Origin of the sequence: Mucilaginibacter sp. CAU 1740 (assembly GCF_039839285.1) — a bacterium.
Lineage (GTDB): Bacteria > Bacteroidota > Bacteroidia > Sphingobacteriales > Sphingobacteriaceae > Mucilaginibacter.
Map to the genome: position 1 here is coordinate 134,922 of NZ_JBDOQS010000001.1, position 12,819 is coordinate 147,740.

The following is a 12,819-nucleotide window of genomic DNA, read 5'->3' on the forward strand; positions in this document are numbered from 1 at the left end:
TGTTTGAACCAAAATTACCCTGGCAAAGCCGCCGGAAATTGTACAAAAAGGAACAGTTGAAATTATTGCATCAAAAGCTGGTTTACGGGGGTGATATTATCCAGGTAGGAGGATGGGGTAATACCGGTAAATGCCTTAAAATCGCGGATGAAATGCGATTGATCAAAATACCCGCTGCTGTAGGCAATGGCAGTAAGCGACTGGCTCCCTTTCGAGATCAGTTTAAGGCTTTGCTGAAAACGGTTGATCTTGTTATATGCGGTTGGCGTAAGGCCGGTGTATTGGTTGATAAGCTTGTGCAGGTATCGTGGGGTAACATTATGCTTGTTAGCAACAATACCAAGATTGCTATCGGCCGCGTTGGTTTTGATAGAGCTGAGCATATCGCCAACCTTATCTATTTTAAATAGCCTCCGCTCGTTGCTGATAAGCCGTCTTATTAAAAAGTTTTCGATAAGGTTGATGCGCGCTTCGGTCGGTTTTGTGTCGAGCAATTGCTGGTGCAAGGTTTTTATGGGAGCGCCCATAACCTCGTACAGGTCATAAACACGATCATTAAAAATAGTGATCTCCTCGTCAAGGAAATAGGCTGCCGAATGGGTGAAAAATTTAATCCCCAGCATGCTATGCTTTCCTTTTGATTTAATGGGAAGCGGCCGGGTGATCTGTCCCCAAAGTTCAACCGGGGGGGTGCGGTAATATTGATCGCCTACAGAGGCTTCCCAAATACCATTGCCTAAATTAAAGATCATTTCCATATCGCCGCTCGGGAAAACAGTATCGGCAAATTCGGTATCAGCATCCGACTGAAAGAGATAGTAATGCCTTACATAAGGCTTCAATAGCTCCGATGGTGTAAATTGCTGAAAATCCATAAAGTAAATTTAAGATGTTTGTTGATGATTTGATGAACCATCAAATTTATCTCAGCTTGTTTTACATAAATTGTACAAAACAGAACAAAGCCGAAAGGGGTATATTTTATACCATTAAAAACGCTGAAAAGGAGTGAATAGCCTAAACTTTGTAGTAGAGGTAAGATTTTAGCTGATAGTGGGTTATTGATCTTGAAAAATATTCTAACAACCGTTGTGTATTCTTTTTTTCTCCAACAAAAATCACATTTTAGGTGTTAACCAATGATGATAACCGACCAAGGCCTGTTATATATCCTATCCCAATCAAAAGATGCAACCGCTGTTTATGACAACGCGGACCTTCGCATACGCTTTGTAAACGATGCTATGCTTGCTATATGGGGTAAGGACAGATCGGTTATTGGTAAAACGTTTGAAAATGCTATCCCCGAAGTAATTGACCAGCCCTTTAAGGATCTGCTAAAAAATGTTTGGCAAACGGGCGAAACCTTTATAGCCACAAATAGCCCGGCAAGCCTGTTGATCAATGGGAAACTGAAAACCTCGTTTTTTGATTTTGAATACCGGGCGATTAGAGACCCGGAGGAAAAGATCATAGCCATATTGCATACTGCTACCGATGTAAGCGACAGGGTACATACCCAGCGGGAACTCAACATTAAACAAAAACGAGAGAACGAACTGATTGAAGAACTATCGGCCAGTAGCGACCGTATCCAGCAGGTTAATGACGACTTATCCACTATCAACAAAAACCTCAGGGCATCTAACGAAAACATCACCCGGCTTAATACCCGTTTGCTGGAATCTGAAATGGATTTTAAACGCCTGGTTGAACAAGCCCCGGTGGCTATTTTGGTTTTTCGGGGCCAGGAATTAGTGATTGAACTGGCCAATCCTCCTATCCTTGAAATTTTGCATAAAGATGCATCCATCATAGGCCGGCCAATATTAGAGAGCATGCCCGAACTGAAGGGGCAACCTGCCGTAGAGCTCATCTTTAATGTTTACCGAACAGGTAAGGGCATGGATGGAAATGAGGTGCCTGTTAATATGATGAAAAATGGGATAAGCGAAACCCGTTACTTCAATTTTAGCTACAGGCCGTTATTGGATAACGGGACAGTTGTTGGCGTGATGGACCTTGCCGTTGAAGTTACCGACCAGGTGCTTGCCCGTATGAAACTGGAAGATATTATTACAGAAAAGACCAGTTTGGAAGAGAACCTTCGGGCTAACGAACGCCGCTTGCAGGGCATATTGGATACCATGGCCGAAGGCGTAGTAATTGTTAATTGCACCGGTCAGCCAACCTACGCCAATCCCATGGCCCAAAAGATAATGGGCATGACCGAAGAGCAGTTCACCAACAGGCAGTACAACGACGTGAAATGGCAAAACCAACGCCTTGATGGGTCAGTGTTAGCCCGGGAAGATCACCCTATGCACATTGTGCTGCAAACCGGTAGGTCGGTTTATGACCAGGAGATAGGCATCGTTTTTTCAGATCGTGAAAAGATCTACATCTCCATAAACGCGGCGCCGCTTATTGATGCCCACGAACAGATCTCGGGCTGTATAGTTACGTTTACTGATGTTACCAACCGCGTTAAAACCCTGCGCGAAAAGGATGATTTTATAAGTGTGGCCAGTCATGAACTTAAAACACCTATTACTTCGCTCAAAGCATCGTTGCAGATTTTAAGCAAGCTTATACCTGCCGATGCCGGCCTGCAGGCAAAAATGACCCAACAAGCCAACCGCAGCCTCGATAAACTGAGCGACCTGGTTAACAAGTTGCTTAACACCAATCGGGTAAGCCAGGGCCAGTTCCAGATCCATAAAACAACATTTAACCTTACCGAGCTGATTGACGACTGCTGTCAGCACCTTCGTACAACCGAAACCCATGCTGTTACGCTTACCGGTAACCAAAATTTGGAAATTTGCGCCGATGAACAATTGATAGACCAGGTAATAGTTAACCTGCTAAACAATGCGGTTAAATATGCCCCAAACTCAAAAGAGATCATTATCGATGTAAAGAAAGACGAGGCCCGGGTAAAAACCTCTGTAACAGATTTTGGCCCCGGCATCCCGGAGGATAAACAGCAACATATTTTTGACAGGTATTACCGGGCCGACCATGATACGCATATCTCCGGCATAGGCCTCGGCCTGTATATTTGTGCCGAGATAATCCGCAAGCATGGCGGCGAAATAGGGGTGATAAGCGAGTTAGGAAAGGGGAGCACCCTTTGGTTTACCTTGCCGCTAATGTGATCCATCAACCATAAAAACCAATATTATGAAACCAAAAAAGATCTGGGCAAACTTCGGCGTTCAGGATTTAGAACGGACCACCCACTTTTACCAACAACTCGGCTTTAAGCCCAACGGCGCATCAGGGCAACTCACCAGTTTCTTTTTTGGAGAGGAGGATTTTATAATCCATTTCTTTTTGAAAGAACTGCTTGAACCGGGCATGAAAGGTGAGGTAGCGGACACTAAGGCTGGTAACGAGATCATATTCACCATTTCGGCCCGAAGCCGTGAGGAGGTTGATACCTGGGCCAAAGAAGTTGAACCGGCAGGCGGCACATTGGTGTCAAACCCCGAAGCCTTTGGCGAAGGTTACTACGGTTTTGTATTTACCGACCCCGACGGGCATAAGTTCAATGTGTTTTTTATGTAGAGGGTATCCCTTAAAGAGCAATGTAGGTTTCTTCGAGTAATGTTTTTAACGAACCAAGGGTACGGCTATCGTATAGCTGAAGCTTAGGCAAGCTTAAACCGGGTAGTTGCGCCAGTGAAAGCCCGGCCAATTCCGCGCTTTCGTGCATAATAGCATCGGCAATGGATACGTAATCAAGCAGAGATAGATAAGGTGCAGTGTTTTCCGGGTTTTGTATCGTACTAAAAGTACCTTCCATGAAAAAGATGGTAGCTTCACAATCTGAAGCAGAATGATCTGCTTTTAATAAAGTAAATATATTATCGGTTTCGCTAAGCTGTAACTCGAGCGATTTAATGGCGGCTGCTACAATAACTTTAAGGTCGGCAAACAAGGGTAAGTCTGCCAGGTCGTCAAGGCGCTCCGCAACGTGCGAGGCCGCGTAATAATTCCGGTTAAGGAAGTATAAAAAATGTTTTTCTCCAGATAGTTCTTTCATGAGGGCTTTTAACCGGAATAACTTTATAATTAGCGGCTATACGTATTGCTGTTCTTGTTATTGTGATTTATTTTTGAGCGGATAAAGATACACTCATTTAACTTAATGTATTCATTACACTTACTTCTTTTAGTGATACTTAACCAAAACATATATAACAAGATATTGTTTAACAATAGCAGTGCAAATACTAAACCAGTTGGCTTTTACCCCCTTTCCAGCCAGCCATACTACAAATTAGCCAACATAGTTTAATTTTTATCGATTCAGGAGCCGATGCAAGCGCTATGAACTTTAATGTAAATCCTCGTCACCTCGAAGCGATAAAGGCGTTAGCGCTGTTTGTGGCCGGCATTAAAAATATGTCGCCTGCGGGATGCCGCACATTATCTTTTTTGATAATGGAAAAAACGCAAATTGCTATCAGCGAAAATACGCTTAAGCGCGTTTATGGCTTTGCAATTAGCCGGTTTAGTCCATCGTTTGCCACCTTGAATGCGCTTTCGGTTTACTGCGGATATGAAAGTTGGGAAGTATTTGGCAAAACACAGCCAAAACCTTTGTTTGATATTAACGTTGCTGCTAATTTGGTTAATGAGCCGTTGGTTGCAGCATTGCTTGATACGCCTATCCCTACAGTTATCTTTAAAACCAATGCGCCCGATTTTACAATAATTGCATATAACCAGGCATACCAGGAGGCAACATTTACACAAAAAAGAGATGTTAAGGGGCTTACTTTATGGGAAGCATTTAATCCGGCAAAGGCAGGAGGCAGCGGACCAACTTTACTTTTGGAGGCTTTTCATGAGGCCGTTTATACGCAACAAGCAGTGCAGGTTGGGCCATTGCATTATAATATACCGTCGGCAATACCCAATATATCCGAACTGAGTTGGTGGGATATAAAAGTTGTGCCCGTAATATATGATGGGTTTGCCAGCTACCTTTTGGTTAATACCCATAATATTACAGATAAGGTTTTGCACCAGGACGCCATTGAGGAAGCCATTATTAAAGAGCTTACCATGACCGAAAACCTTGCAGCCACCAATGTGAAATTGAGCGCGGCCAATAAAAAATTGGCAGATAGCCATAGCGACCTGCTCAATGCAAAACAACAGCTGGAAGAGCTTAATATAAACCTGGAAAACCGCGTTTTTGAACGCACCAAAAAGCTTTTTGAGAGCGAAGCCAAGCAGCGTAAATTAATAGATAATGCGCCCGTAGCCATTGCTGTATTGAGAGGCCCGGAACACACCATAGAGACTGCCAACAAAAAAATAATTGATTATTGGGGCAAAAACAACGATGTGCTTAATAAGCCATTGGCGGTGGCATTGCCCGAATTGGAGGGGCAGCCTTTTATCGAGATATTAAGCGAAGTTCGCGAAACGGGCGTGCCGTATATTAACACTGAACTACGTGCCTTTTTGGTTTATAACGGCGTTTTCCAGCCGCGCTATTATGATATGGTATATCAGCCGGTTCAGTACCAGCAGGGCGTTACCGATAGCATTTATATTGTAGCAGTTGATATTACCGAGCATGTTATTGCCCGCAAAAAGTTAGAAGAATCAGAATCGATGCTGCGATTGGCCGTTACCGCGGCAAATATTGGCACATGGTCATTCCATCCCAAAGAAAAGATCATTAGCTATAACTCTATTTTTGCCGAAATACTTGGCTGGGACCGTGACGAGCCACTCACCTATGAGACGGCCCTTGGCCAGGTAACTGACGAGTATAGGGATAAAATAGCCCAATATGTTGAAGCCGCTATTGCCGATGGAGGAGAATACGACTTTACTTACACCCAAAAAAGATTTAATGATGGAAAGTTGATCTGGCTGCGATCAACCGGTAGGATAACGCAGGATGGAAGGCTTGATGATTACGTGTTTTCGGGAATCATCAGAGAAATTCCTGATAAAGGCATTGAAGGTTAAATTATACTATTCTCAAACCTCTATCAGCAGATCGGGATCAAACCCATCATCTTTTTCATGAATATAACCGTATGGGTTGCAGATCACTTCGGTTTCGCCCACCCGGTACCTGCGGGCTTTATGGATATGGCCATGGATCCAATAATCGGGCTGGTGCTGTAAAATAAAATCTTCCAGATCAGATGCGTAGGCCGAGCTTACCACATCGTTTTTATAAATTTCGGGGATGGATTGGGCACTTGGCGCGTGATGCGTAATAACAATGTTTTGTTTGCTTGATGAAGCTTCAAGACTTTCGGTTAACCATTTTATTGAAGCCTGATGGATATTATACGTATCGATAGAGCGAAGTTTGGAGTAGGATGGCGTCCGCCTGATGAGTTTGTAATCGTTCATCTTTTCCTGGCAGATGCTACCGCTTACACGCGGGTTTCCAAATAGCTCGAAGTTGGTCCAAAGGGTAGCGCCGTGAAACGTTATGCCATCAAGGGTAATGGCCTTGTTCTCCAACACAAAAATATTTGAGCCTTCGGCAGCTTCGGTTATTTTATGCAATGTTTTAGGGTAGGCTCCTTTGTAATACTCGTGGTTGCCCAAAATGTAAATAACCGGAATTGTTTTTACGCGTGCTTTTATCCACTCGATGCCTTTGGTTCCAATATCAATATCGCCGGCCATTATCACCAGATCGGCCCCTGCGAAGGCCACTTCGGTAAGGCCGAACTCCTGGTGCAGATCGCTGATTATCCGGATTTTCATTTTTTAAAGATAGGAGAGCGGTACCGGTTGTCAATATCGCCCTGTGATATTTTTTATTGCAACGAAACTATCATTAGCTCCAGCGTGTGGTGGTTTTTTTGATCGATGCGGAAGTTTTTATAAAAGGGGTGAGTTAGTTACTCGGTTTCCAATTTTAGTATAACCTTTCGTTTCCCTTCATCAAGATAACAGATCCTTACAAAAAGATCCTGTTTTAGCGGATCAGATTTAAAAGTTCCTACGCTATATCCGTCCCTGTTTTGGGTATTATCATTAAATTCAAAATAAACCCCGTCAATGTAAAACCGTTCAGTATCGTGGTAGGGGCTGTTTGAATGATGAAATTGTGTTATCCTGCCTTGTACTGTTTGATAGCTTTTATCTTTGCATACCCTTTGATAAAACTGAAACATTTTGGCCTCGCTAAAATATAATAATAGAGGTACTACACATCCAATAAGTGTAAATAACGCACCAAATACAATTCCCTTTGTTTTAGTATTTATCCCTTTTGAATCTGCCCCCGGGAAGATGGGTTTAAAGGGACCATGAACACCATCTTCTTCTTTGCTTAGATTTAAATGATAGATAAGTACAATTAAACCAGCAATAAAGAATACAACAGGGGGTAACCAGATTTGAGGAAGCGATTCATTGGCAAAATCATAAATGAGATGAAGGTTAGGCATAAGATAATTTATATAACTAAGATAGATAATCTTAAATTAATTGTGTGCCCTCTCCGGTGGCTTTTTCCTTAGGATAGTCACGGGTAAAAATAGACAGCTCGAAAAATTTGCTTGTTTTAGCGTAACTCATTTGATATGATTATCGTAATAGAATATAAAATTAATTATTATGACCTGCGGCAAATTTGTTTTTACACAACTTAAAACCGACACGATGCGGTGGCGGCAGGTATTAAACGCGTCGAAAGCCCTTGCTATAAAATTGAGCCGCCCATCGGCCATTGATTACATTACCAATGCCATACACGAAAATAACGAGATCATGGAGCTTATTGAAGAGCAGCTGGCAAGCATATCACGGGAGGGCCAGGACTGCCAGCCGGATAAATTGGCCTTGCAGCCGCCACCCAAATTTGAAGCTACCCCAATACTCGTATAAAAATTCTGTTGATTCCCCATCAGCTAACAAAAAAGGTTCGGCATTAAGCCAAACCTTTCTCTATATAAATCAAAGCAGATCCTATTTCCAAACCGCCCAATTACTCGCCGCTGCCCAGTTACTGGTGCCCATAGCACCACGATAGGTAACCTGGCTGAAGAACGCGTTGCTAAAATCGGCCCCGGAAAAATCGCTGCCCGAAGCGGCCGGCGAACCATCGCCCAGGCTCAGATCGGGTGCGCCGTTGTTGTACATGGCTTTCAGCTTAAAATCGGCCGAGGCGGTTAATACTACGTTTTTGTTTACCGAATTGGTTTCGAAAACGGTAAGTTCCGGATCGGCAACTACGTCGTAATCCCTGTCGCGGGCGAAGGTGCGGGCAAGGGTATCTGATTGTACCAGGTTGCTCCTGAACTCGGCATTGTCATTAGCTAAAATTACCGGTCGTGTACGCGGACAAACCATAAACGCGCCCTCAGGATATTCGGCCACTATCGAATTGCGGATGGCCAGCCTTGTGCCTTTCCGCATATAAACGCCCTGGTTAAGGTTTGTTTTTGGTGATTGGAGGCCCTCGATGCCGATAATGGTCATGTTGGATACCACCGGACGGGTTAGTGGCGCGTTGGCCGTAGGCACCTCATCATTATAACTTTCAAAGCCATTGGCCCTCAAAGCTTGCGACGATGCCGCGCTTCGGTAACTCACCAAAAACTGCAGGTGACCGGTATAACCCAGGTCGAAATCAAAATCATCATCGCCGTTATTGTAAGCCAGCAGGTAGGTGGCGTTAATCGTACCGCCCACAAACTGAAAAGCGTCATCGTTAGAGTGCTCTACCATTACATGATCAACCTTGGTGCCCGAGCCTACGCTGGCCAGCAGCAGTCCGCTGGCTTTATCAACAATCCACTCATCTTCGGCAGGCGGGTTAATGCCGCCCGCGTACTCCACGCGCAAATACGTGATACTGCCCGAATTATCGGTAGCGTTGTTGCCGCCGTATTGGGTATCGTTACTGACCGCCAAACCAGCCACATTGCCCATGCCGGTATTGGTAGGCGCGCTGCCCAGGATAACGATAGCACCCCAATCGCCGGGAGCTTTGGTGCTTGCTGCCGAAGTGAATACTACCGGCTTATCGGCAGTGCCGGCTATATTGATTTTAGCGCCGCGGGTAATTACCAGTACGGTTTTTTTGCTGCGGTCGTCGGTTTTTTCGGCAAATATGGTTACCCCGGCCGGGATGCTGAGCGTAGCGTTATTTTTAACGTACACCTGGCCTTTTAAATAATAATCCTTACCGGCATCAAGCGCCAGATCTGCAGTAATAGCCCCCTGCAAAGTATCAACTTTGCGCGATGAAGAGCTTCCGTTATTGGGGTTTATAGAATCTGTTTTACAGGCAGAATAAAATGCAACAGCTGCAAGTAATAGCAGGGTAGATTTTCTCATAAGTAGTTCCGTTTTTACAGAACAACCTTGTTTGTGTGGAATTGTTTAGTTTGAGTTTAATTGGAATGCAATACAATCATTAATAGTTTATTGAAATAAGTATTACTGTAGATAGGGTTGAACTAAATCCATTCAAGGGATACTTTAGCTCTCAAATTGAAAACATTGTCTTAAAATGATAATCTAATAACAGAGGAATAGATTACAAAAATAAAGCTCCTATATATTCTTTAAGAGCTTTATTTCTTCTCAGTCGGGATGGCGGGATTCGAACCCACGACCTCCAGCACCCCATGCTTTCATGCTTAGATTTTTAAGTTGTTAAAAACCGCTTAATTTTACTCAAAACACACTTTTTGCATTTTTTTCTTGTTGTATTTTAAGTTTAATTTGGCTAAATTAGATCAAAATGTTAGACCCATGTTAGACCTAAATTTTACCTAAAAAGGCTTAAATTTGCTTACTAATAGTGGTTTTAGAGGTTGAAAATAGAAAATGTTAGACCAATTATGGCAATCAACATCAAAATTATTTTAAGGATTAATAAAGTGCTGGCTAATGGAGAGCATCCCATAGTTTTCCGAATTACAGAAAATAGGCGTAACTACGAGCTTGCGACTAAGAAATCTTCTTCATCAAAAAACTGGGATAGCCGTTCTCAATCTGTCCATACCAGCCACCCTAATCATAAACCTATCAATGCTTTGTTAAACAACATTAAAGTAAAAACTACCTTATATTTTGCAAGCCTTCAGGACGATCAGCAACCACGAGTTAGTGCCATAAAAGAAATTGTTAGCCGTTTGACAGGAGCAACGCAAAAGACCCTTTCAAAAAAATTATTAGAGTTTTTCGATGATGAAATTGAAAGGCTTAAAAGTATGGAAAGATTGGGGTACGCCTCTGTGCACGTCATGACAAAAAGTAGGCTAAAGAAATACATGAATGATACAGACTTAGTTTTTGAAGATATTGATTTAAATTTTATTAGGAAGTTTGAGGATTGGATGATTAGAAAAGAAATTGCTATAACGACCAGAAGCATTGATTTGCGAACATTTCGTACTGTGTGGCGTAATGCAATAAAGGAAAAGCATTGTAAGGAAAGCCATTACCCGTTTAAAGACTTTGCATTTTCCAAATACAACAATCCGAAAACAAAAAAACGGGCAATTACTCAAGAGCAATTTCAAAAGATTGCCAGCCTTAAACTCGATGATGATAAGCTAATAAACTCACGCAATTATTTCTTATTTAGCTATTATTGCAGAGGGCTAAATTTTACAGACTTGGCTAATTTAAAATGGACAAACATTATTGATGGCCATATTAACTATATAAGAGCTAAGACTAAGGAGCAGTTTGATTTTAAATTGCATCCAGAAGCATTAAAGATATTAGCATATTATAAAACAATGGAAGGAAATAGCGATGATGGTTATATTTTTCCCATACTTTATAAAAGGCACGCTTCGGTAAGTTCAAAAAGGGACAGGAGGATGAAAGTTTTAAAACGAGTAAATCAAGATTTGAAAACAATATCTGAAAAGGCTGAGATTCAAAAAAATATCACTACATACGTCGCCAGGCATACTTATGCCACAACACTAAAAGCGAAAGGGGTATCAATAGAAGAGATTGGCAAAACCTTAGGTCATGATAGTACCAAGACCACAGAAATTTATTTAGATGAAATCGGCGACCCTCTATTTGATGACAGAATTAATGGGTTTATTTAAATTGTACATTTGTATTTGTTCCGCATTATTTCAGTTTTAACTAATATTCTCCTATGACCCAACCTGAACTTTCAGAAATTCTTTTACAGCTGAGATCACAATCTGAGAATGAGGTTGTTGAATTTAAAGAAGCAAAAAAAGACTACCATTTTGAAAAAATTGGCAAGTATTTTTCAGCGTTGAGCAATGAAGCCAATTTACATAATAAACCATATGCATGGCTTGTTTTTGGAATTGCCGATAAATCAAAGAATATAGTAGGGTCGAACTACAGGACAATAAGAGCGGCATTAGATAGTTTAAAAGGCGAAATAGCCAATAAAACAACTAACCGAATTACATTTATTGATATTTACGAATGTAGTTATCCTGAAGGACGGGTAATAATGTTTCAAATTCCCGCAGCTCCGCAAGGAATACCAGTTGCCTGGGATGGTCACTATTATGGAAGAGACGGTGAAGAACTGGCTCCATTGAATCTGGAAGAGATTGAGCGTATCAGAAAGCAGTTGCAATATACTGACTGGAGCGCTGGTATTATCAAGGATGCGACTTTGGATGATCTTGATCCTATAGCTATTGATGTTGCGAGGCAAAATTATAAAAGTAAGTTTCCCGATAAAGCCCAAGATATGGCAAATTGGGACACTATTACCTTTTTAAACAAGGCTAAGATTACAATAAAAGGTCAAATTACCCGCACCGCTATTATATTACTAGGAAAAGAAGAGTCGGAACACTTTTTAAGCCCCGCTGAAATAAAAATTCGTTGGGTTTTAAAAGATTTGCATAATGAAGATAAGGACTATGAAATCTTCACCTGTCCATTTATTCTGGCCATTGATAAGGTGTATGCCAAAATTAGAAATTTAAAATACCGTTATATTGCGGAAGCGTCCCTATTCCCCGAAGAAACATTAAGGTATGAGCCGTACAGCATTCGAGAGGCTCTTAATAACTGTATTGCACATCAGGACTATAAGATGGGTGGTAGAATAAATGTAATTGAAATTGAGGATGAAGAGCTGATATTTACAAATTACGGTTCTTTTATTCCGGGTTCTGTTGAAAGAGTAGTAATAGAAGATGCTCCTGAAGAACACTATCGCAATAGATTTCTTGCCACTGCTATGTTTAATTTAAAAATGGTTGATACGGCTGGTGGGGGAATAAAAAAGATTTTTAATTTTCAACGGCAGCGGTTATTTCCTTTGCCGGATTATGATCTTACTGGAAATAAGGTAAAGGTTACCATAACAGGTAAAGTTTTGGATATGGATTTTGCCCGGGTCTTAATCCAGCATAAAGAATTATCACTTGACGAGATCATTTTGCTTGATAAAGTTCAAAAGAAAAAGAAGCTAACTCTGCCAGAAGAAAAGCATTTAAGGAATAAAAAGTTAATTGAAGGGCGAAAGCCCAACTACTACATTTCATTAAATGTGGCTGGCCAGACCGGTCAGAAAGCTGAATATTCAAAAAATCGGGCATTAGATAAAGGATACTATATAGAACTTATAATAGCGGCTATTAAGCAACATAAGCGCCTGGAGCGGAAAGATATTGATGAGTTGCTGTGGAACAAGCTACCAGAATGGATGGAAGACCATCAGCGTAAAATTAAGATTAATAACTTAATATCAGAGATGAGGAAGAAAAGCATGATTCAGAATAAGGGTAATGATGCTAAACCTCAGTGGGTACTTAAATAATAGATGCTATAGAAGTAACTAGAGGA

General features: G+C 41.6%; 11 protein-coding genes. 6 read left to right on the forward strand and 5 right to left on the reverse strand.

The window, feature by feature from the left end:
* Window positions 1-62: 62 nt before the first annotated feature.
* Entirely contained in the window at window positions 63-875 is an 813-nt protein-coding gene (locus tag AAFN85_RS00605; RefSeq protein WP_347524896.1) for a helix-turn-helix transcriptional regulator, read from the reverse strand.
* Between the two features lie 264 nt (window positions 876-1,139).
* On the opposite strand from AAFN85_RS00605, the gene AAFN85_RS00610 reads away from it, so the two are divergent.
* Entirely contained in the window at window positions 1,140-3,161 is a 2,022-nt protein-coding gene (locus AAFN85_RS00610; RefSeq protein ID WP_347524898.1) for a PAS domain-containing protein, read from the forward strand.
* 25 nt (window positions 3,162-3,186) lie between these two features.
* Window positions 3,187-3,573 carry a VOC family protein gene (locus AAFN85_RS00615; protein WP_347524900.1) on the forward strand — a complete coding sequence of 129 codons (387 nt, stop codon included), beginning with the start codon at window positions 3,187-3,189 and terminating at the stop codon, window positions 3,571-3,573.
* A gap of 10 nt (window positions 3,574-3,583) precedes the next feature.
* On the opposite strand, the gene AAFN85_RS00620 is transcribed toward AAFN85_RS00615, so the two are convergent.
* Complete coding sequence (locus AAFN85_RS00620; RefSeq protein ID WP_347524902.1) at window positions 3,584-4,051, reverse strand: hypothetical protein; 468 nt, start codon at window positions 4,049-4,051, stop codon at window positions 3,584-3,586.
* Window positions 4,052-4,452: 401 nt separating this feature from the next.
* On the opposite strand from AAFN85_RS00620, the gene AAFN85_RS00625 reads away from it, so the two are divergent.
* A complete protein-coding gene (locus AAFN85_RS00625) occupies window positions 4,453-6,000 on the forward strand; it encodes a PAS domain-containing protein (RefSeq protein ID WP_347524904.1) in 1,548 nt (515 codons plus the stop codon).
* 12 nt (window positions 6,001-6,012) lie between these two features.
* Here AAFN85_RS00625 and AAFN85_RS00630 read toward each other — a convergent pair whose 3' ends face one another.
* The gene (locus AAFN85_RS00630; protein WP_347524906.1) at window positions 6,013-6,759 is read right to left on the reverse strand and encodes a metallophosphoesterase; all 747 of its coding nucleotides are present in this window, start codon (window positions 6,757-6,759) and stop codon (window positions 6,013-6,015) included.
* A gap of 137 nt (window positions 6,760-6,896) precedes the next feature.
* Window positions 6,897-7,448 (reverse strand): hypothetical protein, encoded by a 552-nt coding sequence (locus AAFN85_RS00635; RefSeq protein WP_347524908.1) that lies wholly within the window; start codon window positions 7,446-7,448, stop codon window positions 6,897-6,899.
* Window positions 7,449-7,617: 169 nt separating this feature from the next.
* On the opposite strand from AAFN85_RS00635, the gene AAFN85_RS00640 reads away from it, so the two are divergent.
* Window positions 7,618-7,887 carry a hypothetical protein gene (locus AAFN85_RS00640; RefSeq protein ID WP_347524910.1) on the forward strand — a complete coding sequence of 90 codons (270 nt, stop codon included), beginning with the start codon at window positions 7,618-7,620 and terminating at the stop codon, window positions 7,885-7,887.
* Window positions 7,888-7,968: 81 nt separating this feature from the next.
* Here the strand turns inward: AAFN85_RS00640 and AAFN85_RS00645 are convergent, their stop codons facing one another.
* Window positions 7,969-9,342 carry a hypothetical protein gene (locus AAFN85_RS00645; RefSeq protein ID WP_347524912.1) on the reverse strand — a complete coding sequence of 458 codons (1,374 nt, stop codon included), beginning with the start codon at window positions 9,340-9,342 and terminating at the stop codon, window positions 7,969-7,971.
* Between the two features lie 509 nt (window positions 9,343-9,851).
* Between AAFN85_RS00645 and AAFN85_RS00650 the strand changes: the two genes are divergently transcribed.
* Both AAFN85_RS00650 and AAFN85_RS00655 read left to right on the forward strand, forming a co-directional pair.
* Entirely contained in the window at window positions 9,852-11,081 is a 1,230-nt protein-coding gene (locus AAFN85_RS00650) for a site-specific integrase (RefSeq protein ID WP_347524913.1), read from the forward strand.
* A 53-nt stretch (window positions 11,082-11,134) separates the two neighbouring features.
* Window positions 11,135-12,793, forward strand: a complete 1,659-nt coding sequence (locus AAFN85_RS00655; protein WP_347524915.1) for an RNA-binding domain-containing protein — start codon at window positions 11,135-11,137, stop codon at window positions 12,791-12,793.
* Window positions 12,794-12,819: the final 26 nt, after the last annotated feature.

Excerpts from the sequence above, each read along its gene's own strand:
- AAFN85_RS00605 (WP_347524896.1), bottom strand. The coding sequence starts at position 875 with ATGGATTTTCAGCAATTTACACCATCGGAGCTATTGAAGCCTTATGTA.
- AAFN85_RS00610 (WP_347524898.1), top strand. The coding sequence starts at position 1,140 with ATGATGATAACCGACCAAGGCCTGTTATATATCCTATCCCAATCAAAA.
- AAFN85_RS00615 (WP_347524900.1), top strand. The coding sequence starts at position 3,187 with ATGAAACCAAAAAAGATCTGGGCAAACTTCGGCGTTCAGGATTTAGAA.
- AAFN85_RS00620 (WP_347524902.1), bottom strand. The coding sequence starts at position 4,051 with ATGAAAGAACTATCTGGAGAAAAACATTTTTTATACTTCCTTAACCGG.
- AAFN85_RS00625 (WP_347524904.1), top strand. The coding sequence starts at position 4,453 with ATGGAAAAAACGCAAATTGCTATCAGCGAAAATACGCTTAAGCGCGTT.
- AAFN85_RS00630 (WP_347524906.1), bottom strand. The coding sequence starts at position 6,759 with ATGAAAATCCGGATAATCAGCGATCTGCACCAGGAGTTCGGCCTTACC.
- AAFN85_RS00635 (WP_347524908.1), bottom strand. The coding sequence starts at position 7,448 with ATGCCTAACCTTCATCTCATTTATGATTTTGCCAATGAATCGCTTCCT.
- AAFN85_RS00640 (WP_347524910.1), top strand. The coding sequence starts at position 7,618 with ATGACCTGCGGCAAATTTGTTTTTACACAACTTAAAACCGACACGATG.
- AAFN85_RS00645 (WP_347524912.1), bottom strand. The coding sequence starts at position 9,342 with ATGAGAAAATCTACCCTGCTATTACTTGCAGCTGTTGCATTTTATTCT.
- AAFN85_RS00650 (WP_347524913.1), top strand. The coding sequence starts at position 9,852 with ATGGCAATCAACATCAAAATTATTTTAAGGATTAATAAAGTGCTGGCT.
- AAFN85_RS00655 (WP_347524915.1), top strand. The coding sequence starts at position 11,135 with ATGACCCAACCTGAACTTTCAGAAATTCTTTTACAGCTGAGATCACAA.